24 protein-coding genes are annotated in these 22,032 nt (G+C 69.1%); 8 read left to right on the forward strand and 16 right to left on the reverse strand.

Annotated elements, in window-relative coordinates; all coding sequences use genetic code 11:
- Nucleotides 1-114 precede the first annotated feature (114 nt).
- On the reverse strand, nucleotides 115-1,092 hold the full coding sequence (locus FE263_RS19550) for an NAD-dependent epimerase/dehydratase family protein (RefSeq protein WP_138327730.1): 978 nt from the start codon (nucleotides 1,090-1,092) through the stop codon (nucleotides 115-117).
- Nucleotides 1,093-1,221: 129 nt separating this feature from the next.
- Here FE263_RS19550 and dps point away from each other — a divergent pair, with 129 nt between their 5' ends.
- Nucleotides 1,222-1,779 (forward strand): DNA starvation/stationary phase protection protein Dps, encoded by a 558-nt coding sequence (gene dps, locus FE263_RS19555; RefSeq protein ID WP_138327731.1) that lies wholly within the window; start codon nucleotides 1,222-1,224, stop codon nucleotides 1,777-1,779.
- 21 nt (nucleotides 1,780-1,800) lie between these two features.
- Here the strand turns inward: dps and FE263_RS19560 are convergent, their stop codons facing one another.
- Genes FE263_RS19560 through FE263_RS19570 form a run of 3 tightly spaced genes read right to left on the reverse strand, consistent with a single transcriptional unit; the run spans nucleotide 1,801 to nucleotide 4,237 of the window.
- Entirely contained in the window at nucleotides 1,801-2,310 is a 510-nt protein-coding gene (locus FE263_RS19560; protein WP_138327732.1) for a DUF192 domain-containing protein, read from the reverse strand.
- Nucleotides 2,311-2,313: 3 nt separating this feature from the next.
- Nucleotides 2,314-3,525: an acetoin utilization protein AcuC gene (locus FE263_RS19565; protein WP_138327733.1), complete on the reverse strand. Its 1,212-nt coding sequence runs from the start codon at nucleotides 3,523-3,525 to the stop codon at nucleotides 2,314-2,316.
- A gap of 16 nt (nucleotides 3,526-3,541) precedes the next feature.
- A complete protein-coding gene (locus FE263_RS19570; RefSeq protein ID WP_138327734.1) occupies nucleotides 3,542-4,237 on the reverse strand; it encodes an MBL fold metallo-hydrolase in 696 nt (231 codons plus the stop codon).
- Nucleotides 4,238-4,343: 106 nt separating this feature from the next.
- On the opposite strand from FE263_RS19570, the gene FE263_RS19575 reads away from it, so the two are divergent.
- The 6 genes from FE263_RS19575 (at nucleotide 4,344) to FE263_RS19600 (ending at nucleotide 8,105) form a co-directional block, all read left to right on the forward strand.
- Nucleotides 4,344-4,961, forward strand: a complete 618-nt coding sequence (locus FE263_RS19575) for an SRPBCC family protein (RefSeq protein WP_138327735.1) — start codon at nucleotides 4,344-4,346, stop codon at nucleotides 4,959-4,961.
- Nucleotides 4,961-5,338: an XdhC family protein gene (locus tag FE263_RS19580; RefSeq protein ID WP_338086746.1), complete on the forward strand. Its 378-nt coding sequence runs from the start codon at nucleotides 4,961-4,963 to the stop codon at nucleotides 5,336-5,338. Before FE263_RS19575 ends, FE263_RS19580 begins: the two co-directional genes overlap by 1 nt.
- Entirely contained in the window at nucleotides 5,335-6,054 is a 720-nt protein-coding gene (locus tag FE263_RS19585) for an XdhC family protein (protein WP_138327736.1), read from the forward strand. Before FE263_RS19580 ends, FE263_RS19585 begins: the two co-directional genes overlap by 4 nt.
- A gap of 26 nt (nucleotides 6,055-6,080) precedes the next feature.
- Nucleotides 6,081-6,689: a nucleotidyltransferase family protein gene (locus tag FE263_RS22255; protein WP_171034230.1), complete on the forward strand. Its 609-nt coding sequence runs from the start codon at nucleotides 6,081-6,083 to the stop codon at nucleotides 6,687-6,689.
- Between the two features lie 77 nt (nucleotides 6,690-6,766).
- Nucleotides 6,767-7,117, forward strand: a complete 351-nt coding sequence (locus tag FE263_RS19595; protein WP_138327738.1) for a RidA family protein — start codon at nucleotides 6,767-6,769, stop codon at nucleotides 7,115-7,117.
- A gap of 343 nt (nucleotides 7,118-7,460) precedes the next feature.
- Nucleotides 7,461-8,105 carry a CHAP domain-containing protein gene (locus FE263_RS19600; RefSeq protein ID WP_240759983.1) on the forward strand — a complete coding sequence of 215 codons (645 nt, stop codon included), beginning with the start codon at nucleotides 7,461-7,463 and terminating at the stop codon, nucleotides 8,103-8,105.
- A 13-nt stretch (nucleotides 8,106-8,118) separates the two neighbouring features.
- Here FE263_RS19600 and FE263_RS19605 read toward each other — a convergent pair whose 3' ends face one another.
- The 6 genes from FE263_RS19605 to FE263_RS19630 all read right to left on the reverse strand — a co-directional run bounded on the left by FE263_RS19605 (nucleotide 8,119) and on the right by FE263_RS19630 (nucleotide 13,427).
- Nucleotides 8,119-8,574: a 23S rRNA (pseudouridine(1915)-N(3))-methyltransferase RlmH gene (locus FE263_RS19605; RefSeq protein ID WP_138327740.1), complete on the reverse strand. Its 456-nt coding sequence runs from the start codon at nucleotides 8,572-8,574 to the stop codon at nucleotides 8,119-8,121.
- A gap of 30 nt (nucleotides 8,575-8,604) precedes the next feature.
- Nucleotides 8,605-9,075, reverse strand: a complete 471-nt coding sequence (rsfS, locus tag FE263_RS19610; RefSeq protein ID WP_138327837.1) for a ribosome silencing factor — start codon at nucleotides 9,073-9,075, stop codon at nucleotides 8,605-8,607.
- A gap of 188 nt (nucleotides 9,076-9,263) precedes the next feature.
- Nucleotides 9,264-9,905, reverse strand: coding sequence for a nicotinate-nucleotide adenylyltransferase (locus FE263_RS19615; protein WP_240759958.1), 642 nt, complete (start codon nucleotides 9,903-9,905; stop codon nucleotides 9,264-9,266).
- Between the two features lie 43 nt (nucleotides 9,906-9,948).
- The gene (locus tag FE263_RS19620) at nucleotides 9,949-11,223 is read right to left on the reverse strand and encodes a glutamate-5-semialdehyde dehydrogenase (RefSeq protein WP_138327741.1); all 1,275 of its coding nucleotides are present in this window, start codon (nucleotides 11,221-11,223) and stop codon (nucleotides 9,949-9,951) included.
- A 36-nt stretch (nucleotides 11,224-11,259) separates the two neighbouring features.
- Nucleotides 11,260-11,514, reverse strand: coding sequence for an acyl carrier protein (locus FE263_RS19625; RefSeq protein ID WP_138327742.1), 255 nt, complete (start codon nucleotides 11,512-11,514; stop codon nucleotides 11,260-11,262).
- A 2-nt stretch (nucleotides 11,515-11,516) separates the two neighbouring features.
- Complete coding sequence (locus tag FE263_RS19630; protein ID WP_138327743.1) at nucleotides 11,517-13,427, reverse strand: HAD-IIIC family phosphatase; 1,911 nt, start codon at nucleotides 13,425-13,427, stop codon at nucleotides 11,517-11,519.
- Between the two features lie 29 nt (nucleotides 13,428-13,456).
- On the opposite strand from FE263_RS19630, the gene FE263_RS19635 reads away from it, so the two are divergent.
- Nucleotides 13,457-14,530 (forward strand): potassium channel family protein, encoded by a 1,074-nt coding sequence (locus FE263_RS19635; protein ID WP_138327744.1) that lies wholly within the window; start codon nucleotides 13,457-13,459, stop codon nucleotides 14,528-14,530.
- Between the two features lie 57 nt (nucleotides 14,531-14,587).
- Here the strand turns inward: FE263_RS19635 and FE263_RS19640 are convergent, their stop codons facing one another.
- The 6 genes from FE263_RS19640 to FE263_RS19665 form a co-directional block, all read right to left on the reverse strand.
- A complete protein-coding gene (locus tag FE263_RS19640; protein ID WP_138327745.1) occupies nucleotides 14,588-17,665 on the reverse strand; it encodes a ligand-binding sensor domain-containing diguanylate cyclase in 3,078 nt (1,025 codons plus the stop codon).
- Between the two features lie 192 nt (nucleotides 17,666-17,857).
- Complete coding sequence (gene ychF / locus FE263_RS19645) at nucleotides 17,858-18,949, reverse strand: redox-regulated ATPase YchF (RefSeq protein WP_138327746.1); 1,092 nt, start codon at nucleotides 18,947-18,949, stop codon at nucleotides 17,858-17,860.
- The gene (pth, locus tag FE263_RS19650; protein ID WP_138327747.1) at nucleotides 18,949-19,536 is read right to left on the reverse strand and encodes an aminoacyl-tRNA hydrolase; all 588 of its coding nucleotides are present in this window, start codon (nucleotides 19,534-19,536) and stop codon (nucleotides 18,949-18,951) included. The genes ychF and pth overlap by 1 nt, the downstream gene beginning before the upstream one ends.
- A gap of 32 nt (nucleotides 19,537-19,568) precedes the next feature.
- Nucleotides 19,569-20,330, reverse strand: a complete 762-nt coding sequence (locus FE263_RS19655; RefSeq protein ID WP_138327748.1) for a 50S ribosomal protein L25/general stress protein Ctc — start codon at nucleotides 20,328-20,330, stop codon at nucleotides 19,569-19,571.
- Between the two features lie 104 nt (nucleotides 20,331-20,434).
- Nucleotides 20,435-21,040, reverse strand: coding sequence for a histidine phosphatase family protein (locus FE263_RS19660; RefSeq protein ID WP_138327749.1), 606 nt, complete (start codon nucleotides 21,038-21,040; stop codon nucleotides 20,435-20,437).
- Between the two features lie 14 nt (nucleotides 21,041-21,054).
- The gene (locus FE263_RS19665) at nucleotides 21,055-21,987 is read right to left on the reverse strand and encodes a ribose-phosphate pyrophosphokinase (RefSeq protein ID WP_138327750.1); all 933 of its coding nucleotides are present in this window, start codon (nucleotides 21,985-21,987) and stop codon (nucleotides 21,055-21,057) included.
- Nucleotides 21,988-22,032: the final 45 nt, after the last annotated feature.

Here is a 22,032-nt window from a genome sequence, read left to right on the forward strand (position 1 = left end):
CTTTTCGCCAGACCGCCGCGGTGAGCGGGGATTTAGGCCCGTTACCCCACACGGTCAACACGGAAAATGAACCGGCGTGGTTTTCGCCGTGGTCGCGGCCGCCTCCGTGACCCCTCAGCCGGCGGTGGCGTAGCTCCGGAACCAGTCGACGAAACGCGGAATGCCGTCCTGCAGCCGGGTGCTGGGTCGCCATCCGGTCAACGTCTCGACGGCGTCCACCGAGGCCCAGGTTGCCTCGATATCGGTGGCCGGTCGCGGAATCCGGCGGACACGCGCGACGCGGCCGAGCGCCTGCTCCAGCAGGGACACCAGCAGCGCCACCGGCTCCGGCCGGTCGTTGCCGAGGTTGAAGGTCCGCCCCGGGGCGTCGCCCCCGGCCGGCGGATGGTCAAGTACGCGCAACACACCGTCCACCACGTCATCGACGTAGGTGAAGTCGCGCGCGAGCCCCTCCCCCTCGTAGAGGGTGATCTCGGTCCCATCGAGAATCGCCTTCGCGAAGGTGTAGTACGCCATGTCCGGGCGCCCCCACGGGCCATACACGGTGAAGAAGCGCAGACCTGTTTGCGGCAGGCCGAACAGATGCCCGTACGCGTGCGAGATCAGCTCGGCCGAACGCTTGGTTGCCGCATAGAGCGAGCCCGGGCGATCGACCCGCTCGCTCTCTCGAAACGGCAAGTGCTCGTTGAGCCCGTACACCGAGGATGAGGAGGCATAGACGAGGTGGTCGAGGCGACGCAGCCGCCGGGCCGCTTCCAGCAGCGTGACCTGTCCAAGCACGTTGGCCTGCACATAGGCATACGGATCGACCAGCGAGTGACGCACTCCGGCCTGGGCCGCCAGATGGACGATCCCGGCAATGTCGGCCTCGCGGTCCAGCAGGCCTGCAAGCGCCTCGCGATCGGTAAGGTCCAGCCGCTCGAAACGAAACCGGTCGTGCGCGCACAGCCGCTCGAGCCGCGCCTGCTTGAGGCGCACATCGTAATACGGGTCGAGATTATCCAGCCCGACGACACGCTCGCCACGGTCGATCAGGGCCTTGGTCACATGCGCGCCGACGAAGCCGGCACAGCCGGTTACCAGGATCGCCATCACGCTGCCGCCTTGATCGTTACGGCCGGCAGGCTACCCACTACGAGGCCAGGCCGGAAGCCGCGAACGCCACGCAACGACGCCCGTGCGATCGCGTTCTGCGACGGCAACCTCACAAGGACGCCGCTCATGGCCGCCGACGACAAGCCCAAGCTGGTAAAGCCCCGCCTGCATCCGACCCGCAACAACATCGAATCCAACGCCCGCAACGTCTCCATCTCGCTGCTGAACCATCGCCTTGCCGACGGTCTCGACCTGGCGCTGATCACCAAGCAGGCACACTGGAACCTGAAGGGACCGCAGTTCATCGGCGTCCACGAGATGCTGGATGGCTTCCGCACCGACCAGGATGACTGGAACGACAAGATGGCGGAGCGGATCACCGCACTCGGTGGCACGGCCTACGGCACCACGCAGGACATCACCCGGAACAGCAAGCTCGAGGCGTATCCGACGGATATCTACCGGATTGCCGATCACCTCGCGGCGTTGATCGACCGCTACGCCGCCTTCGGCAACACGATCCGCGAAAGCATCGACGAGACCGACGAGGCCGGCGACGCCGATACTGCCGACCTTTTCACCGAGGTCTCCCGCGGCATCGACAAGCAGCTCTGGTTCCTGGAAGCGCATGTCCAGGAGCCGACCGGCGAGATCCGTGACGGCGACGGCAAGGGCGCGCGGTAACAAGCCCTCTACGACGTTCGGTCAGCCTTTCGAGGCCTGGCCGAACGCCTTGTTCTCGATCCGGTCGCCGACCCGGATACCCAGTTTGGCGGTAATGCCGCCCTGTAGTTCGACCGTCGCGAGCACCGGACCGTTGCTCGAGATCTGTGCCAGGCTTTCCGGCACCGTGTTCTCGGCGATGGTCCGGATCGTGCCATCTGGATTGACGAACACCATGTCTTCCGGGACAGGGCAGTTCTCCATCCACATGGCACTCGGTTGCGGCGCCGGCCAGATGAACAGCATGCCGCCGTTCGGCGGGATCGAGGTCCGGTACATCAGCCCGACCTGCTGCTCGCGCGGCGTGCGCGCCAGCTCGACGGAGAAATCGTGGCGCGCGCCGCCGCGCGAGATGATGGTCAGCGGCTGCTTCTGCAGTTCCGGCTGCGCCTGGCGCGGTTCGCTGGTGTCGGCATCCTGCGCGTGTGCCCGAGCCTCGACAGCGGCAAGAATGCCAAGCAACAGAAAGGTCAACAAGCCAGCCCGTCGCATCGATCAGCGTCCCCCGGTCGTCATCACGGCAAGCCCCATTAGTTCCGCAGCTTGTATCTCTAATGCCTGGGCGGCGCAGTCCAGCACCGCCTCGCGCACAGGACCCTCGCGCGGTGCATCGCGCAAGGTGGTCAGCCAGTGCAGCGGCGGATTGCGCCCTGCCGCGCGCGGATAATGCAGCGCACCCAAGACCGACTCCGCGGCCGGCGTCGCCATCCCATGACTGTCTATCCGGTTCAGTGCCGCCCAGACGCAGGCCCAGCAGCGACCGACGCTGTAGGGATTATAGCCGCCGCCGCCGCTGACGATCAGCGGAATGCCGAGCCCCTCCGCGAGGTCGAGCAGCCGGGTGGCGATCCCGACATGCGCGTTGTTGGACAACGCCAGCCGTGAGAGCGGATCCTCCTCGAGGGCGTCGGCGCCGCATTGCAGGAAGATCGCCTGGGGCCGATGCGCCTGCACCAGGGGCAGGATTGCCCGATCGAACAGCGTCCGCATCTCGGTGTCGTTGAGCCCCGCCGGGACCGGGAAATTGCGCGCCGCACCTCCCGCCCGGTCGCCGGCAAGACCGCTGCCACGCAGCTCTCCACCATCAGCGATGCGTCGCAGCGGCCAGCGCATTGCCTCGTGAATGCTCAGGGTGAGCACATCGTCGTCATCGTCGAAGGCGTCCTGCACGCCGTCGCCATGATGGGCGTCGATGTCGACGTAGGCGATCCGGCGCAGGCCAAGTTCCTGCCAGACCATCAGCGCCAGGACCACGTCGTTCAGGTAGCAGAAGCCCGACGCGCGGTCCGGACGGCCATGATGGGTGCCGCCACCGAGGCAGTGCGCGACCCCGGTCTCGCCGGTCCCGGTCAGGCGCGCGGCAAGCATGAGGCCGCCGGCTCCGGTCATCGAACGGCGGTACATTTCCGGATAGACCGGATTGTCGCCGACGCCGATGCGGTAGCGGGCCTGCGTCTCCGGGCTGACCGCCTGGTCGCGCTCGGCCTGGAACAAGGCCTCGACATAGTCCGCCCGGTGATAACGCAGCACCTGACCGCGCTCGGCAATCGGGGCCGTACGGTAGTGCGCCTCGTCCAGCCAGCCCATCGCCCGGATCAGGTCGAGGGCGACACTCACCCGTGGCACCGCCAGCGGATGCCGGGGCCCGAACGAGGAGTGCCGGTAGATCTCGCTGCCGATCAGGATTGGCGGAACTGCATGAAGCATCGCCAGGCCGAAGCGCTCAGCGCAGGAACGGGTTGCTCCGTCGTTCATCACCGATGCGCGTCGCTGGACCATGGCCGGGGAATACCCTGACCTCGTCGCCCAGGGGGAACAGCGTGTCGCGGATCGACCGGACCAGCAGCGGGCCGTCGCCCTGCGGCAGGTCGGTGCGCCCGACCGAGCCAGCGAACAGGGTATCGCCGGCGATCAGCACCCCTCCGTCGCGGTCGAAGAAGGCGACGTGACCGGGCGTATGGCCGGGAACGAACAGCACCTCGAGCCTGCGGCCGGCAAGGTCGAGGGTATCGCCGCCCGTCAGCCAGCGGTCCGGGAACGCATCGTGCAGACCGTCTACACCGTAGGCCGCCGCCTGCCGGCTGATGTTGGAGAGCAGGAACTCGTCCCGGCGGTCCGGACCGACGACCTGAACCGGCTGGCCGTCTGGGGTCGGCGGCAGCGCGCGACGCAATGCCTCGACGCCGCCGGCATGGTCCAGGTGCCCATGCGTCAGCAGGATTGCCTCCACGGCGACGCCGAGCGCGCCGAGCCTGTCGACGATGCGCTCGACATCGCCGCCGGGATCGATCACCACGCCACGCCGGGTTGCGGGATCGAAAAGGATCGAGCAGTTCTGCTGGAACGGCGTCACCGGGAGGATATCGAGACCCTCCGGCAGCGTGTGGCCGGCGGGGTCGGGCGACGGGTTCGATGCCATGACAGGTCGATCTCTTTAAGAAGCCTGCATGCTAGCTTAGATCATCGGCCGCGGTGGTCGAGGCCCGGGGTATCGGCGTGCCCGGCCGCAGGGAGAAAATCGACCCATGCACATCACGGGAGAGCGGCAGGTGCCGGCGCCGCGCGAGCGGGTCTGGAAAGCGCTGCTGGACGCAGGCGTGCTGCAGGATTGCGTACCGGGTCTCGCCGTCGCGGCGGACGGCGACAACCTTGTTCTTTCAGGACGCGGTGCCGGGCTCGGCGACCGGGTATTGCGTGCGCAGCGCACCATCAATCAGCCATTCGATGCCCTGGGATGGCGCCTCGATCCGGGTGCCGCGGCCAGCCAGATGCTGCTGATCCGGCTCGCCGAGCAGGGCGTGTACACGCGCCTGAGCTACGAGATCTCGCTGGCCGAACCGGACGACGCCGATCCGTCGGCGACGGCGGGCATTCGCGAGCAGAACCTGCAGGCCCGGGTCCAGCAGGCCCTCGACCGCTTCGTGCAGCAGGCAGCCGGGCCTGCCGAGATCGGCGCCGGCGGGATTGCAAGCGCGGTGCAGGCGGCTACCGAGCCAGGCACGCAGCCGACCTCCCGCATGACCGCCGAGGCTACGGCGAGTACCGAGGCGGCGAGTGCGGCCTGGGCGGCGATCGCCAACCCTGCGGCCATCGGCGGCGTTCTGTTCGTCCTGGTGCTGCTCTTCATGGTGGGGGTGTTCTGATGTCTTCCGGGATAGAGCCTGCCTTCGCCGCCGGAACCAGGGCGGCTTCGGCCGCAGCCCCGGATGACGCGCTGGCCTATGCGATGCGCTGGCATGCCGGCGGCGATGCGGTGGCGCTTGCGACGGTGACCGAGACCTGGGGCAGCGCGCCCTGCCCGGTCGGCAGCATGATGGCGGTCTCCGGCAGCGGCCGGATCGAGGGATCGGTGAGCGGCGGCTGCGTCGAGGCGGCGGTGGTGCAGGCCGCGCAGGACGCCATCGCAGACGGCGCGCCGCGCCGGCTTTCGTTCGCGGTCAGCGACGGCAGCGCCTGGTCGGTCGGCCTGGCATGCGGCGGAACCATCAAGGTGTTCGTGGAAGCACTGCAGCTGGCATGACTCCGGCTCTGCTCGGTGCGCTGATCGAGGCCCGCGCGCATCGGCGCCCGGCGGTGCTGGCCACGCGGCTCGCCGATGGAAGCCAGCATCTGCTGGTCGAGCCGGTTGGCCGGGGCATGGTCGAGATGGATCCGCGGCTGCTGGACGCGGCGCGAACCGCGGTCCGCACCGATCGGAGCGGGACCGTCATGCTGGCTGACGAGGAGTGGTTCCTGCAGGTGCATCTGCCGGCGCCACGCCTGCTTCTGGTCGGTGCGGTGCATGTGGCGCAGGCGCTGGCGCCATTGGCCGGAGCGGTCGGCCTGGCGGTCTCGGTCATCGATCCGCGCCAGGGTTTCGCCACCGAGGAGCGCTTTCCCGGCATCCCGCTGCTGCGGTCATGGCCGGACGAGGCGCTGGCGACGCTCGGTATCGACAGCCGTACCGCGGTGGTGACGCTCAGCCACGAGGCGCGGCTCGACGACCCGGCGCTGGATGCGGCGCTGGCGAGCGAGGCCTTCTATGTCGGCGCGCTGGGCTCGCGAAAGACGCAGGCGGCGCGTCGGGAACGGCTGCGCGCGATGGGCCACGGGGAGGCTGCGATCGCTCGCCTGCATGGACCGGTAGGCCTCGCCATCGGCGCCGTCGGCCCGCAGGAGATCGCGCTGTCTATCGTGTCGGAGCTGGTCGCGGTGCGGCGCGGGGCGGCTCTCGGCACGCGGTTGCCGGCACCCTGACCGGCGATCTGCCGACAGCGGCTATCGTGCTCGCAGCCGGACATGGCCGCCGGGCATCCAACGACGGTGGCGTCAACAAGCTGCTCGCCCGCAACCGTGACGGCCGCCGGATGATCGACTGCAGCGTGCGGGCGGTGCTGGACAGCCGGGCGGACACGGTGGTCGTGGTGCTCGGCCACCAGGCCGCGGCCGTCGGCAGCGCGCTCGACGAGGCACGACTGCAGGCCGGCGACCGGCTTCGCATCGTCCTGTGCGAGGACCACGCCGAAGGCATGGCGGCCAGCCTGCGCACCGGCATCGCCACGATCAGAGAGACATCCGCGGCGGCGGTCGCGGTCTGCCTCGGCGACATGCCGCTGCTGCGTCCACAGACCCTGGACCGGATGATCACGGCGCTGGCCGATGCGCCGGCTGCGGTGGCGCTGGCGCCGCGCCATGAGGGCAGGCGCGGCAATCCGGTACTGTGGCGGCGGGTGCTGTTTGCGTCCCTGCTCGGCCTGACCGGCGACCAGGGCGCCCGGTCGCTGCTGCGGAAGCATGCCGCCCGGCTGATCGAACTGGACGTCGACGATGCCGGCGTGCTGGAGGATTTCGACACCGCCGGAAGGCTGGAGCTGTTCGCGTCACTGGTGTGATCCGCGTTGACCACGACCGGCCCCTCTGATCAGACAGCAGCGGGCACCTCCACGGGGCCGACAAGGGAGTTCACGACATGAGCAAGATCCTACGCACCGGGCCGAACGCCATCCTTTCGAAGGTGGTCGAGTATCACGGCTTCATCTTCACGCAGGGCGTGGTCGCACGCGACCTGTCCGGCGACGTCGCGGCGCAGACACGCGATATCCTGGCGCAGCTCGACGAGATGCTCGAGACGCATGGCACCGACAACACGCGACTGCTGCAGGCCTTGATCTGGCTCAAGGACATCGGCGACCGCGACGTGCTCAATGAGATCTGGTCGGCATGGCTGCCGCAGGATGGCGCTCCCGCCCGCGCCTGCGTGCAGGCAGTGCTCGCCGACCCGCGCATCCTGGTGGAGATCATGCTGACGACCACGAAATGAAGCCGGTCGGAACGTAGCCGACTTGTTGCAACAACCGTTGCAAACCTGCAACAGCCGCGCGCATCTTTTCGATGTCGGCGACGCCGCGGCTGGAATCGTCGCGGCGTCCTCGGCTATTCGTTGCAATTGCATGAGCACAACGGGCGAGACAGGAACATAGTCCTTGAATCCCGCCTGTTGAGACGAGTTTTCTGTTTATTTCGACCGAAGCCGGGACGGACAGGCTTCTTCGTCTTGTCAGGGTTGCATCGCCCTTGCTAGCTGCCCTTCACGGGACAGTGAGGCTAGGGTGGAAATGCGGCAGTCTGTGCGGCAGATCGGGTTCACGGGGATGCTTGGCTTGATGGTCGCCGTGACCGCCGCCTCCTGCTTCGGTACCTCGGCGTTGGCGCACGCGCGCCACCATCATGGCGGTGGCCGGCATTATGCCGGCGCAACGCCGCACGTGATCCAGTGTGTCGCCTTCGTGCAGGCAGCCTCCGATATCGCCCTGCACGGCAACGCGGTGAACTGGTGGGAGAAGGCCAAGGGCGTCTATGCCCGCGGCACCGCGCCGGAAGTCGGTAGCGTGCTGAACTTCCGCGCCATCAGCCGCATGAGGCTGGGCCATGTCGCGCTGGTCACCAGCATCGTCGACAGCCGGACGATCCAGATCGACCAGTCGCACTGGAACGCCAACGGCATCAGCCGGGACGTGTCGGTGATCGACGTGTCGCCGAGCAACGACTGGAGCGCGGTGCGCGTCGAGATCGGCCATCGCGGGACATTCGGCAGCATCTACCCGACCTTCGGCTTCATCTATCCGCGGCCCGACAGCAGCGGCGAGATCATCACCGCGCGCAGCGACACGCCGACGCGCGTGGCGTCCGCCTTCCGCCCCGTCACGCACGCCTCTGGCACCGAAGTGGCCGAAGCGCCCGCGCTCACGCCGGAATTCTCCACTACCAGCCTGCTCGGCGACGACGCTCCCAACCGCAGCCTGCGCTGAGCCTGGCCGGGCCTCACGGTCGCCCCGCCCGGTGGTAGGGATGGCCTGCGGCAATCGCGCGGGCACGGTAGAGCTGCTCCGCCAGCATGGCCCGGGCCAGCATGTGCGGCCAGGTCAGGGTGCCCAGCGACAGGGTGCGGTCGGCGCGCCTGATGACCTCTTCATCCAGCCCCTCGGCACCGCCGATGACGAAGCAGACCGGGCGTGACAGGCCGAGCCATGACTCCAGCAACGTCGCCAGCCTGAGGCTGTCCGGCTGCTCGCCGGCCTGGTCGAGCGCCACCACCCAGGCATCGGCCGGCAGGCTGCCCAGCAGGGCCTTCGCCTCGCGTCGCTTGATCTCGGCCGGGGCGCCATGGCCGTCGGCCAGCTCGGTCAGGTCCAGCGCCGGACGCAGCCGCTTCGCATAGCGCTCGAACAGCTCCTGCTCCGGCCCCTTGCGCGCCCGCCCGATCGCGATCAGCCGCATGCGGCAGCGAACCCGCGTCGGGCCGCGCGGTCAGACCTGGGTCACCTCGCCCGGATCGCCGTCGCGCTCGTCCAGGTCGGCGCCCCACATGCGCTCCAGCGCATACAATGCGCGGGCCTCGCGCTTGAACAGATGCACTATGATGTCGCCGGCATCGATCAGCACCCAGTCCGACCCGCCGGCGCCCTCGATCAGCACCCGCTTCAACCCGGCCTCGCCCAGCTTTTCCTCGAGATGCGTTGCCATCGCGCTGATCTGACGATCGGCGAGCCCGGTCGCGATCACCATGCGATCGGCGAAGGCGGCGCGGCCGGTCAGGTTGAGCACCACGATCTCCTCTGCCTTGTCGGCCTCGAGGCTCTCGGTGATGATCCCGGTCCAGCGATCAAGCAGCTCCGGCTCGGCCGGGGCGGTGCGCGCGACATGACGCTTCGGTCCGGCCGCGGCCGCCTTCTTGCGCGGCGTGCCGGGCGCGCGCGCCGCCTCCGCAAGCGCAGTCAGGGTCGGGGCGGCCGCTCTCGGACGCGGCTTGCTGTCGGCACCGGTGGCGCGGGACGGTTTGCCGGGATCGGCGGGGGGCTTCCTGGCGATGATGGACTCTCCTGTCGCCCGGCAAGTGCAGGCTGGGTCGGCGGTGTGGCCGAAGCATGATCGCACTCGACCATGTCCGGTGGTGAGAAGGCGGGCGCTCAGGCAGTCGCCCGGCTGCGACCGACGGCGGCGCGCAGGGCCGTTGCCGATATATCGTTCTGCGGTGCCGGCAGGAAGATCCAGCTTGGCGCCGAACACGCCGGCAGCATGACCGCTTCCCTCGCCGGCCGCCTCGCGTGTCGCCAGCGCAACGCCGCCTGTCCCGCCAACGCGCGCTGGTTGTACGATGGCCGCGGCAGCACGGCAAACGGCACCGAGCGTCCTAGGCGCGTCCAGCGCCGCCAGCGCGGCAGTTCTGCGAAGACGTCGGCACCCATCAGCCATACGAACTGCACCAGCGGGAACCGCCGGCGCAGCTTGCGCAGGGTGTCGACGGTGTAGCGCGTGCCCAGGTGCCGCTCGATGTCGGTGGCGACGATGCGCCGGTCCCGGGTGAGCGCCTGCGCGCCGGCCAGCCGGCGATCGAGCGGCGCCATGCCGGTCACCGGCTTGAGCGGATTGCCGGGCGAGACCAGCAGCCAGACCTGGTCCAGCCGCAGCTGCCGCAGGGCGCGCTGTGCCAGCTGCAGGTGCCCCGCATGGGCCGGGTTGAACGACCCGCCGAGCAGGCCGACGCGCATGCGCCGCTTGTCGCCGCCGGGCGGCAGCCGGACTGCTGGCGGCAGCGTGCGGGATGGCATCGGGAATGTGTGCCGGTCTGCCGGGATGGCCAGCGTGATCCGGTCAGTCCGGCCTGGTCTGGCCGGTGCCGATCACCTCGGTGCGGAAGCTGGTGAGCTGTTCCAGCCCAACCGGCCCGCGCGCATGCAGCCGGCCGGTGGCGACCCCGATCTCGGCGCCGAAGCCGAACTCGCCGCCGTCGCAGAACTGCGTCGATGCGTTCCACATCACCACGGCGCTGTCGGTACCGTCCAGGAACCGGCGCGCAACCGCCGCGTCCTCGGCGACGATCGCCTCGGTGTGGGAACTCGAGTGCCTGGCGATATGGGCGAGCGCTCCCTCCACGCCATCGACCACCGCGACCGATAGCACCGCATCCAGCCACTCGGTATCGAAGCTGTCCGCATCCGCCGGCGGCAGGTCTGGCACGATGACGCGCGCCGCCGCATCGGCCCGGAAGCCGCAACCGAGGGCACGCAGGCCGTCGATCAGGCCAGGCAACTGGGCGTCGGCGATGCTGCGGTCGATCAGCAGCGTCTCGGTGGCGCCGCAGATGCCGGTGCGGCGCATCTTGGCGTTGGCCAGGATGGCGAGCGCCATGGCGGGATCGGCGGAGCCGTCGACATAGGTGTGGCAAAGGCCTTCGGCGTGCGACAGCACCGGCACCCGCGCCTCGCGCTGCACCCGCTCGACCAGCGATCTGCCACCGCGCGGAATGATCAGGTCGATCAGCCCGGCGGCCGACAGCATGGCGGCGACGTGGCGGCGATCGGCGTCCGGCGCCATCTGCACCGCCGCCGCCGGCAGGCCCGCCGCGCGCAGCCCGTCCTGCATCGCATCCTGGATGGCGCGCGCGCTGTGCAGGCTCTCGGAGCCGCCACGCAGAAGAACCGCGTTGCCCGATTTCAGGCACAGGCCGGCGGCGTCGGCGCCGACATTCGGACGGCTCTCGTAGATCATGCCGATGACGCCGATCGGGGTGGCCACCCGCCGCAGGCGCAGGCCGTTGGGACGGTCCCATTCGGCCAGCACCCGTCCGACCGGGTCCGGCAGGTCGGCAACGGTCTCGAGGCCCGCGGCCATCGCCTCGATGCGCTGTGGCGTCAACGTCAGCCGGTCGCGGAATGCGCTTCCGGCGCTGGAGGCGTCGAGATCGCGGAGGTTGGCTGCAAGGATCGCCTCGGCGGACGCCCGCAGGCTGGCGGCGGCCGCCCGCAGCGCCGCATCACGCATCGTGCGGCCGGATTGCGCCAGCACACGGGCGGCCTGTCGCGCGCCACGCGCCAGCTCGTGCATCGGCTCCTGCTCGTCAGCCGCCTGTTGCAACGCTGCGCTCATCCGGTCCCTCTCGCCAATCCGGCTCAGCCATGCCCCTCAGCCTTGCAGCGCAAGGGTCTTGATCCTGACCAGTCCTGCGAGATCGCCTACATTGCGAAGCTTGTCCACCTCGCGCGAACGGAGGCGGATGCCGAACTGCTGCTCGGTGGCGAGAATGATGCTCACCATCCGGATCGAGTTCCACCCCGACACCGTCTCGGCGGAAGTCTCCGGGCGCAGCACCAGGCTGTCATCGCCGAACACCTCGTGGAACACCGCGGTCAGGCCGGCCTGGATGTCGGCGTCGGTCATGCTCATGCTCCTTCGACGATTGCGATGGCGGCGTCCGGCACCGCAAAGTCGCGCAGATCCAGCATCGCGCGGTGGCCGCCATCCGCCGCCGGCGTGCCGACGGTAAAGCCGAGCCGGCCATACAGGGTCGAGACCATGGCATTGCGTCCGCTCGGGATGTAGTCGCCCGCCAGCACCTGCGCACCGGACGCCTTCGCCTGCGCGACGATCACGGCGAGCGTCGCCTGCTCGACATTCCGGCCGAGCACCCGGCACGACATCAGCCAGTTCTCGACCACGGCCACACCGTCCCCCTGCAGCCGGCAGATCGCCACCGCGATGATGCCGCACTCGCCGTGCCGGTCGGCGAGCCGGAACTGCAGTCCGAATGCGTGCGGATCGTCGATCAGCGCCTGGATCCCGGAAGTCGTCGTGCGCCGGGTGGTCAGGTTGAACTGGTTGGTCTTGTTGACGAGTTGCACGATCCGCTGCAGCCCGACCGGCTCGAAGCGGCGCCAGGTCAGCGTCATGCCGAGCGAGGCCAGGTAGGCCGGCACGTCGGCGGCGGCGCCCGCCTCGGCGATGCGCGCGCGATCGGCCGAATACTGCGCAACGCGCGCGCGATCCTCCGCGGTCACCGAGACGGTCTCGAAATACCCCGCATCGGCCAGCACCCCCGGCATCAGGGCGGGCTCGTCGTCCGGCACCTCCGGCACTGCGACGTCGGGCAGCGCCGCCCGCACCAGGTCGCGCTCGAAGGCGCTGTCGTCGAGCAGCACCAGGCTGTCGACACCGATGTTCAACGTGGTCGCGATACGCTGCAGGTTGGTCGCCTTGTCGTCCCAGTTGGCGACGAAGGCGGCGATGTCCGAGCGCCGCAGCAGCATCTCGGGATGATGGTCGAAAACCGCACGCGCGACCGTCTCGTCGTTCTTCGAGCAGACTGCCAGGATCACGCCGCGCTCGGCCAGCGCCTTGGCGTAGCACTGCACGGCGAGATGCGCTTCGCCGGCGGCCGAACCATGGCCGAGCTCGATCCCCTCGATGCCGTCATCGCCGGCCACGCCGCCCCACAGCGTGTTGTCGAGATCGAGCACCAGGCACTTGGCGGAACGTCCCTGCAGGGCGGCCAGCAGGCGTCCGACCAGATCGCCGTAGACCGGCGTCGCCACCGGGGAGATTTCCTGCCTGGTGCGATGCCACAGCGCCGGGTCGTGCCACTCGCCGATCCCGTCGCGCGCCGCCGCCTCGTCGATCGCCAGCACCTGCACGCCGTCCGCATCGGCCGCCTCGCGCAGCGCCGCATTCAGCCGCACGATCATGGCTGCCTTCGATCCCGCCATGCGCTGCTCGTTGTTGCCGGCCACGCCGGGCAGCACCGGCAGGATCGCCTGCTGGATCACCTGCGCGCCGAGATCCGCCGCCAGGCGCCAGCACGACCGCATGGTCGCGACGATCGCCTGCAGGGCCTGGCGCGCCGAGGCGGCATCCGCGCCGGCGGCGAGGCCGGCGGTCACGTGCCGTGCATCGAGCGCCAGCAGGACCGTGTCGGGCCCGAATCGATGCAGGGCCGAGTTTACGTCGCCCAGTTCCTGCAGATACTGGCCATACTCGCCCTCATGGATGCTGACATGGATGTTGCGACGCAGTCCGGCGACACGGATCGATGCCGGCAGATGCGCGGTCGTCGAGGATCCGAGCAAGGCAAGCCGCACCTGACGGCTCGGAGAGGGTTGCGGCGGCGCCTGGAACGCGGCCTGCAGCACCACGTCGAGGCGGTCGGTGCGGAGGAAGTCGAGCCGCAGCCTGGCAAGCGCCACCAATGCCGTCCAGCATTCCGGTCCGGGGATGCCGGCCGCGGCGTCCTGCAGATGTTTCAGGCGCATGTTGAATTCGCCGGCTTGCGGAAGCCAGGCGAGGCTGGGCTTCGGCATGAAAGCCTCCGCGGCATCGGCCGCCACCGGTGAGGAACACCGTTTCGGCTCCGTTGCGCAACCTTGTCGGCGGCATCGCCTTCGTGCTGCTGGTCAGCGCCGCCGCCATCGCTGCCTACATGCTGCATGGCTGGTCGTTCAGCGACGCGCTCTATTTCACCATCCTGACGGTGTTCACGGTCGGCTACGGCGAGGTCCGGCCGATCGACACCGAGCAACTGCGCTTCGTCACCATGAGCCTTATCGTGCTCGGCTGCTCGGGCACCATCTTCGTCACCGGCGCGCTGGTGCAGTTCATTACCTTCAATCAGATCAACGAGATTCTCGGAGGGCGGCGGATGAAATCGCAGATCGACGAGCTGCGCGGCCATGTCATCGTCTGCGGTTTCGGACGGATCGGCAGCATGCTGGCGAACGAGCTCAAGGCAGGCGGTCAGCGCCTGGTGATCCTGGAGCGCAGCGAGGCCCGCCATGCGCAGGCACAGGCGCAGGGCCATCTCAGCCTGGTCGGCGACGCGACCGAGGAGGAGACGCTGCGGCTGGCGGGGATCGATCGCGCGCATGCGCTGGCGACCGTGCTGCCCGACGATGCGGCCAACGTGTTCATCACCCTCACCGCGCGCAGCCTGAACGCCAGCCTGGTGATCATCGCGCGCGGCGAGGCGCCGGCCACCGAGAGCAAGCTGCTGCAGGCCGGCGCCAACCGGGTGGTGCTGCCTACCGCGATCGGTGCCGAGCGCATCGCCGAGATCATCATGTTTCCGACCCTGAGCAAGTCGATCCGCAATTCGGAGCGCGAGGCGTCAGCCAGCCTGCGCAAGCTCGGGCTGGAACTGGAGATGGTGATCGCCGAGCCCGGCAGCGCGTTCGCGGGCCTCACGGTGGCGGAGATCGAGCAGCAGGCCGCGCACGGCTTCCTGGTGCTGGCGGTGCAGGCGCCAGGCTCGGAGCCGGTGGACGAGTTGCGACCCCAGGTGCGGGTGCGGCCCGGCAGCGGCGTGACCGTCGTCGTGCGCAGCGGCCACGAGGTGGTCCTCGGCGGCTTCCGCGCCTCGGCCGGGCAGCTGGCGCAGGCCGGGCAGGCGCTGCCGGAACCACGCTGAGAGCGCCGCCCCGAAACGGCCGCTGGCGGCGGCTCAACCTGGGCCGGTAGGTGATTTCTAGGCGGTCCAGTCCAGCAATGGCGGATCGAACACCATGCGGTCTCGGCCACGATGTTTTGCCTCGTACAGCGCGGCATCCGCCCGGCGGATCATCGAGGTGACGTCGTCTCCCTCGCGCAGCCAGGTCATGCCGATGCTGCAGGTGAGCGAGATGGCGCCGTTCTCGATCGGGCAAGGCTCCTTGAACACCTCCTTGCGCAGGACCTGCACGCGGCCGAAGGCGCCCACCCGCAGGCCGGGCAGCACCACCAGCAGTTCCTCGCCGCCGTAGCGGCCGGCGAAATCGGTCTCGCGTATGCCGACCGCCAGGCGGTGTCCGATCTCCTTGAGCACGGCATCGCCGGACAGGTGGCCGTAGCGGTCGTTGACCTGCTTAAAATGGTCCAGGTCGATCAGCGCGATGGCGAGCGGCGAGGCGGTGGTTGCCGCATGCGTCACCGCCTGCCGCAGCCGCTCCAGGCAGGCGACGCGATTGAGCAGCCCGGTGAGGCCGTCATAGGTCGCCTGGTTGAACAGGATCAGCCTCGCCTGCTCGATCTCGCGGGTGCGCTCGGCGACCACCGCCTCCAGGTGGCGCTGCCGGGCGAGCAGGTAGCTGACCCGCAGGCGCCACAGCACAGCCAGGGTCAGCAGGGCAAGCAGCATCGTCGACAGGTAGAACGGCCAGCTCCGCCACCATGGCGCGCGAACCCGGAAATGCAGGGCTACCGGTTCGGAACTCAGGCCATGCAGCGGATCGACGGCGGCGATCTCGAAGGTCAGCTCCCCAGGTGGCAGGTCCGGATAACGGGCCTCGTGCGTGCTGGTCTCGACCCAGCCGGCATCGACCCCTTCCAGCCGGTAGCGGAAGCGGAGCGAGCGCGAATAGCGGTAGTCCAGCGTCGAGAAGTTGATCACCAGCGGCGCGCGCGACCAGTTCAGCCGGATGGCCTGTGCCGTGTCCGACTGGTTTATGGCCACGGGCGGGCTGACCACGCGATTGCCGATGGTCGCCTGCGTGATCACCGGATGCAGCACCATCGGCCGGAACAGGTCCCTGCTGTCGATGAGGTGCGACAGGCCGGCCGCGGTGCCGAACCATTGCGAGCCGTCGCGATCGGTCATCGTCGCCATCTCGGCGATGTCGTTGGAGGCCAGCCCGTCATCGGTGTCGATGTGGCGCCAGTGCACACCGTCGGTGACGTCGAGCCCGTGATCGGTGCCGATCCAGATCCGTCCTGCGGCATCGCGGGCCAGCAGTTCGACATCAAGCCCGGCCACGTGCTGCCGCGGCAGTGTGTCGGTGCCGATGACGCTGTTGCCCGCGAGATGCAGGCGGGTCACGCCGGTGAGGAAGCTGCCAAGCCAGAGCAACCCGTCGGGGCCGAAGGCCATGCAGCGGACCTGGTAGCCGCCGTCCGACTGCGTCGTCATGACGACGTGCCAGGATCCGTCCGCGTCGCGATGCTGCAGCGCCTGGTCGGTCAGGGTCCACAGCGTTCCGGCGCTGTCGAACACCAGCGAGAATACCCGTCCGACCGGATGGGCGGCCTGGGAGAAGACCGGCGGTCCCGGCACGTCGGGCTGCGGGATCGACAGCACGCCCTCCGCGGTGCCGATCCAGAGCATGCCGTCCGGGCCCATCGCCATGGTGCGGATCTGCGGCAGCCTGGCATAGACCTCGCTCCGGCCGGTGGCGGTATCCCGGCGCAGCAGGGTGCCGGAGATGAAGCCCACGAACAGGTTGCCGCGTGCCGACCGGGCGAGCGCATAGGCACGGCCGGGGTAGCGCTGTTCCGGGACCGGGCCGGTGGGTGGGACGGCGGCGGCCGTGGCCGGAGCGGAGGTGGCAGGAACGCCTGCGACGGCGTCCGGGCTCGCTGCGGCGATCGCCTGCTGCTGGTTCCTTGCTTTCTCGACCAGGGTGCGCTCGTTCAGCGCGTCCACCGACAGGTCGTTGGCGACCCACAGCGTGCCGGCACCGTCACGCGCCATGTTCCAGACCAGGTCGTCCTCGAGGCCCTGCTCGCGGGTCCAGTTCTCGAACATGCCGAAGCCGAGCGCCTGCGCCAGGCCGCGGCCGTGACTGCCCGCCCACAGCGATCCCTCGCGGTCGATGAGCATGCTGATCGGGGCGCCGTACAGCATGCCCTCGTGGTGGCCATAGATCAGCCAGCGTCCATGCTCGTGCACCAGCAGGCCGGTGGCGCTCTGGGTGATCACGCGCTGCGCGGAGTCCTGCACGAGTTGCAACCTGCCGGCATCGGTCGTGAATCGGCCTGCCCCGCCGGGGACATCGGTGATCTCGAAGCGGCTGGAGCCCGGGCGCAGGCTGGCGATACGCAACGGGCTGCGCAGCCACAGGGTCCCCTGGCGGTCGCGCAGCAGACCGGTCCACTGGTCCGGCGGCAGGCCAAGCTGGTCGCCGGTCAGCGTCAGGGCGCCGTTCTGCAGCCGGCAGACGGTCACGCCGCATTGCAGCCAGACCGCGCCCTGGTCGACATAGACCGACTTGAACCCGGCCGCGATGGCGGCCTGCAGCACCGACTGGCTGGCTCCTGCCGGCTGGGTGGCCAGAAACGGCTGCACCGTGACGGTGTCGTCCGCATTGCCCCTGGCCCGCAGCAGCTTGCCGTTGCGGACCAGCAGCACGTCGTCGCCCAGCACCGCCAGATGGTGGTAGATGTCGTCGCTGGTCGAGAGGTCCAGCCCCGCCGACACGAACCTGCCGCCGTGCGACATGTAGAGCCGGTCCGCGAACAGCACCCAGATGCGGCCATCCGGCATCGCCTGGATGTCGGTGACGGTGCCGACATCCGGCAGTCCGACCTCGTGGCCAAGCTGGGTGAAGCGGCTGCCATCGTACTGGAACAGTCCGTTCTCGGTGCCGGCATAGATGAAGCCGGCCTGATCCTGGGCAAGGGCATTGATGCCGAGGTTCGACAGTCCGCTGTCCTCGTCGTACAGCCGGAAGCCGAGATGCTGGGCGGCCGCGGATTGCGACGAGAACAGGGCCATCAGCAACGCGAAACAGATCGCGACCCACCGTGCGCGGGTGGTGGTTCCAACTCGTTCCCGGTCGCTTACAAGACCCATCGGCGGTTACGGCTCATCCATCGCCCTCGGGTCCGTCTTGTAGCGTAAAATCGGCGGGATTTGGTAAATTACATGGCCACTTCGCGGCGGGATGGCCTTCATTGCGAAACTGCAACACTCTGGCCATGCAACGAAAATCGGTAGCCGGGCGGCCAGGCCGGGTCCTGCCGCGTCGGCCTGGAGGACGACGGGCTAGACGTTGAACCTGAATAGCAGCACGTCGCCATCCTGAACCAGGTACTCGCGGCCTTCGACGCGCATGCGGCCGGCTTCCTTGGAGCCATGCTCGCCGCGATATCGGATGTAGTCGTCGTAGGCGATCGTCTCGCAGGCAATGAAGCCGCGCTCGAAATCGTTATGGATCACCGCCGCCGCCTGGGGCGCGCGGGTGCCGACGGTGATGGTCCAGGCCCGGGTCTCCTTCGGTCCGCAGGTGAAATAGGTGGTCAGCCCGAGCAGCCGGTAGCCGGCGGCGATCACCCGGTCCAGGCCGCTGTCGGACAATCCCAGCCCCTCCAGGAACTCGCGCCGGTCGGCCTCCGGCAGCTGGCTGACCTCTGCCTCGATCGCCGCCGAGACGATCACGATCCCGGCCCCTTCCGCCTGCGCCTTCGCCGCGACTTGGGCAGCGAAGTGGTTTCCGGTGGCAGCGGATGCCTCCTCGACGTTGCACACGTAGAGCACCGGCTTCGACGTCATCAGCTGCAGCCGCCGGACGGCTTCCTCCTGACCCGCCGGAATTGCGGTCCGCGCCGGCCGTCCCTCGCGCAGCGCTGCCAGCAGCGGCTCCATCAGCACCACCTGCGCAGCCGCCTCGCGGTCGGTGCGCGCGCGCTTCTGCGCCGGCAGCAGGCGCTTCTCCAGGCTGTCCAGGTCGGCGAGCATCAGCTCGGTCTCGACCGTCTCGGCGTCGCGCACCGGGTCGATCGAACCCTCGACGTGCGTCACGTCGTCATCCTCGAAGCAGCGCAGCACGTGGACGATGGCGTCCACCTCGCGGATGTTGGCCAGGAACTGGTTGCCCAGCCCCTCCCCGCGCGAGGCGCCGCGCACCAGGCCGGCGATGTCGACGAATTCGAGGCTGGTCGGCACGATCTTCTGCGACTTCGCGATCGCGGCGAGGGCGGCCAGGCGCGGGTCGGGGACCGCGACCCGCCCGACATTCGGCTCGATGGTGCAGAACGGGTAGTTCGCCGCCTGCGCCGCGGCGGTCGCCGTGAGTGCATTGAACAGGGTGGACTTGCCGACGTTCGGCAGCCCGACGATGCCGCAATTGAAACCCATCAGCCGTTCCTCTCCGGGCTTGCGCCCTGCATCGCCATCCTGGTCATGAAGGCCTCCGGCTCGCCCGCCGCCAGCAGCCCGGCATTGGCCGCCAGATCGTCCAGCATCGGCTGCAGCCAGCCCTGGTCGACTTTCGCGAAGTCGCCGAGCACGTGACCCAGCACACGCTCCTTGCTGCCCGGATGACCGATCCCGAGACGTACCCGCCAATAGGCCTGGCTGCCCAGCATCCGGTCCATGCTGCGCAGCCCGTTATGCCCGGCAGCGCCGCCGCCGAGCTTCACCCGCAGTTTGCCCGGCACCAGGTCGAGCTCGTCATGGAAGGCGGTGATCGAGCCCGGCTCCAGCTTGTAGAACGAGGCCGCCGCCTGCACCGAGGCGCCACTCTCGTTCATGTAGGTCAGCGGCTTGAGCGCCAGGATCCTGGCGCCGCCGATGCTGCCTTCCGCGAACTCGCCCTTGAAGCGCCGTCGCCACGGCGAGAAGCCGTGCCGGCTGGCAATCCGGTCGAGCGCCATGAAGCCGACATTGTGGCGCTGGCGGAGCATGTCGGGCTCGGGGTTGCCGAGCCCGACCCAGAGCAGCACGGGGTCCTGCCCGATCCTGCCCTATCGCCGGCCTACTTCTTCGCGGCAGGCTTCGCCGGAGCCTTCGCCGCAGCAGCCACGCCGCCCTTGGCAGGCGCCGCGCCCTTTGCCGGAGCTGCCCCCTTGGCCGGCGCCGCACCCTTCGCCGGAGCCGCACCCTTGGCGGGCACCGCCACCGGAGCCGCCGCGGCGGCATCGGCCTCGGGCTCCTCGACCACCGTCGGCGCCGCCACCGTCGCGATCACGAAGTCACGGTCGGCGATCACCGGGATGACGTCGCCGGCGTTCTTGATGTCGGACCAGCGCACGTTGTCGTTGATGTCGAGCTCGGACAGGTCGACCTCGAACCGCTCCGGGATGTGGTCCGGATCGACGTTCACCTCGACCGTGTGGCGGACCACGTTGAGCACGCCGCCGCGCTTCAGGCCGACCGATGTCTCCTCGCCGGTGAACACCACCTGCACCGCCACCTTGATCTTCTCGCCGGGAGCCAGTCGCTGGAAGTCGACATGGATCGGGCGGTCGCTGACCGGGTGCAGCTGCACCTCGCGCATCAGCGCGCGCGTGGCGGCGCCGGCCTCGGCGCCCTCCGTCCGGATCTCGTAGAGGCGCGAGCGCCAGCCGGTCTTGATGAGCTCGCGCATCACGGTGCGGGGGTCGAGCGCGATCAGGCTTGCTTCCTGCTTGGCTCCATAGATGACGGCCGGGACCAGACCGTCACGCCTCGTCGCACGCGCTGCCCCCTTACCAGCCTTCGCGCGCGCCGATGCTTCGATCGTCGTGAAATTCGTCACAAAACTCTCCTGAGGATAGCCTGCGCCAGCCTCCAGGGGTGCCGGCGCGGTGCGGCGGTTTAGCGAAATCCGTCCACAGGGGCAAGGTTGTTGCCCGGCGGGGTTCAGGCGGCCTGGCTGAGATCCGTCAGCGACCACGGAGCATCCGGCGTCGCACCCGGCTCGAGCCAGAGCGGCACCGCGTTGGGCAGCCGCACGTTGGCCGGCAGGTTCATCGCCGCGCGCAGCGCCCGGAACAGCGCGCCATGCGCCACGATCATGACAACCCCCTCGCCTGCAGTCGCGCGGTTGACCGCGGCGGCGGCGCGGGCCTTGAGGTCGGCGAACGGCTCGGCGCCCTCGGGGGTGTACTCGCCGGCGATCCAGCTATCGTACCATTCCCCCATCGGCTGGCCTTCCTGGACGCCGAAGCAGACCTCCTGCAGCTCGGGATCGACGCGCAGCGTGACCTCCGGATGGCCGGTCTGCACCATGTCGCGCGCGGCGATCTCGGCGGTGCGCAGCGCCCGCTGCAGTGGCGAGGACACGATGCGCGCGATGCGGGCGTAGCGGTCGGCATGCTCGGCAAGGATGCGCCCGGCACGCTCGCCCTGCGCCAGCCCGGTCTCGTTCAGCGGTATGTCGGAACGGCCCTGCGACAGGCCGCGCGCGTTCCAGTCGGTCTCGCCGTGCCGGAGGTACCAGTATCTGCGGGGCTCGAGCAGCGCCATCGATTGAAGTCTTCCTAGTCGAACAGGGAGCTGACGGAGCTCTCGTCGGAGATCGCCCGCATGGCATTGGCCAGCAGCTGCGCGATGCTGATCTGGCGCACGTTGGCGGAAAGCCGCACGGCTTCCGTCCCGAGGATGCTGTCGGTGATGGTCATCATCTCGATCGGCGAGGCGGAGACGCGGGCGACGGCGCCGCCGGTCAGCACGCCGTGGGTGACATAGGCGCTGACCGAGCTGGCGCCGGATCCGATCAGCGCCGCCGCCGCGTTGCACAGCGAGCCGCCGCTATCGATGATGTCGTCGACCAGGATGCAGTGCCGCTTCGACACGTCGCCGATGACGTTCATCACCTCGGAAACGCCAGCACGCTCGCGGCGCTTGTCGATGATGGCGAGGTCGGTGTTGAGCCGCTTCGCCAGCTGCCGCGCCCGCACCACGCCGCCGACATCCGGCGACACCATCATCAGGTCGCGGGTCGGATAGCGCTCGCGTATGTCGCGGGTGAACAGCGGGGCCGCGAACAGGTTGTCGACCGGGATGTCGAAGAAGCCCTGGATCTGGCCGGCATGCAGGTCCAGCGTCAGCACCCGGTTGGCGCCGGCCTCGACGATCAGGTTGGCGACCAGCTTGGCGCTGATCGGCGTGCGCGGGCCGGACTTCCGGTCCTGCCTGGCATAGCCGAAATACGGCATCACCGCGGTGATCCGCCGCGCCGATCCGCGCCGCAGCGCGTCCAGCATGATCAGCAGTTCCATCAGGTTGTCATTGGTCGGGTAGCAGGTGCTCTGCACCACGAAGACGTCCTCGCCGCGGACGTTCTCCTGGATCTCGACGAAGATCTCCATGTCGGCGAAGCGCCTGACCAGCGCACGGCAGAGAGGAAGATTGAGCGAGGCGGCAACCGCTTCCGCCAGCGGCCGGTTGCTGTTGCAGGCAACGATCTTCATCTCGGCGGCTCCGGAACGCCGCGCCTTCTAGCAACCCGTCCCACA

Origin of the sequence: Lichenicoccus roseus (assembly GCF_005844085.1) — a bacterium.
Lineage (GTDB): Bacteria > Pseudomonadota > Alphaproteobacteria > Acetobacterales > Acetobacteraceae > Lichenicoccus > Lichenicoccus roseus.

Bases quoted from the DNA above. Each gene is read 5' to 3' on its own strand.
- FE263_RS19550 (WP_138327730.1), bottom strand. From the start codon at position 1,092: ATGGCGATCCTGGTAACCGGCTGTGCCGGCTTCGTCGGCGCGCATGTG.
- dps (WP_138327731.1), top strand. From the start codon at position 1,222: ATGGCCGCCGACGACAAGCCCAAGCTGGTAAAGCCCCGCCTGCATCCG.
- FE263_RS19560 (WP_138327732.1), bottom strand. From the start codon at position 2,310: ATGCGACGGGCTGGCTTGTTGACCTTTCTGTTGCTTGGCATTCTTGCC.
- FE263_RS19565 (WP_138327733.1), bottom strand. From the start codon at position 3,525: ATGCTTCATGCAGTTCCGCCAATCCTGATCGGCAGCGAGATCTACCGG.
- FE263_RS19570 (WP_138327734.1), bottom strand. From the start codon at position 4,237: ATGGCATCGAACCCGTCGCCCGACCCCGCCGGCCACACGCTGCCGGAG.
- FE263_RS19575 (WP_138327735.1), top strand. From the start codon at position 4,344: ATGCACATCACGGGAGAGCGGCAGGTGCCGGCGCCGCGCGAGCGGGTC.
- FE263_RS19580 (WP_338086746.1), top strand. From the start codon at position 4,961: ATGTCTTCCGGGATAGAGCCTGCCTTCGCCGCCGGAACCAGGGCGGCT.
- FE263_RS19585 (WP_138327736.1), top strand. From the start codon at position 5,335: ATGACTCCGGCTCTGCTCGGTGCGCTGATCGAGGCCCGCGCGCATCGG.
- FE263_RS19595 (WP_138327738.1), top strand. From the start codon at position 6,767: ATGAGCAAGATCCTACGCACCGGGCCGAACGCCATCCTTTCGAAGGTG.
- FE263_RS19600 (WP_240759983.1), top strand. From the start codon at position 7,461: ATGGTCGCCGTGACCGCCGCCTCCTGCTTCGGTACCTCGGCGTTGGCG.
- FE263_RS19605 (WP_138327740.1), bottom strand. From the start codon at position 8,574: ATGCGGCTGATCGCGATCGGGCGGGCGCGCAAGGGGCCGGAGCAGGAG.
- FE263_RS19615 (WP_240759958.1), bottom strand. From the start codon at position 9,905: ATGCCATCCCGCACGCTGCCGCCAGCAGTCCGGCTGCCGCCCGGCGGC.
- FE263_RS19620 (WP_138327741.1), bottom strand. From the start codon at position 11,223: ATGAGCGCAGCGTTGCAACAGGCGGCTGACGAGCAGGAGCCGATGCAC.
- FE263_RS19625 (WP_138327742.1), bottom strand. From the start codon at position 11,514: ATGACCGACGCCGACATCCAGGCCGGCCTGACCGCGGTGTTCCACGAG.
- FE263_RS19630 (WP_138327743.1), bottom strand. From the start codon at position 13,427: ATGCCGAAGCCCAGCCTCGCCTGGCTTCCGCAAGCCGGCGAATTCAAC.
- FE263_RS19640 (WP_138327745.1), bottom strand. From the start codon at position 17,665: ATGGGTCTTGTAAGCGACCGGGAACGAGTTGGAACCACCACCCGCGCA.
- ychF (WP_138327746.1), bottom strand. From the start codon at position 18,949: ATGGGTTTCAATTGCGGCATCGTCGGGCTGCCGAACGTCGGCAAGTCC.
- FE263_RS19660 (WP_138327749.1), bottom strand. From the start codon at position 21,040: ATGGCGCTGCTCGAGCCCCGCAGATACTGGTACCTCCGGCACGGCGAG.
- FE263_RS19665 (WP_138327750.1), bottom strand. From the start codon at position 21,987: ATGAAGATCGTTGCCTGCAACAGCAACCGGCCGCTGGCGGAAGCGGTT.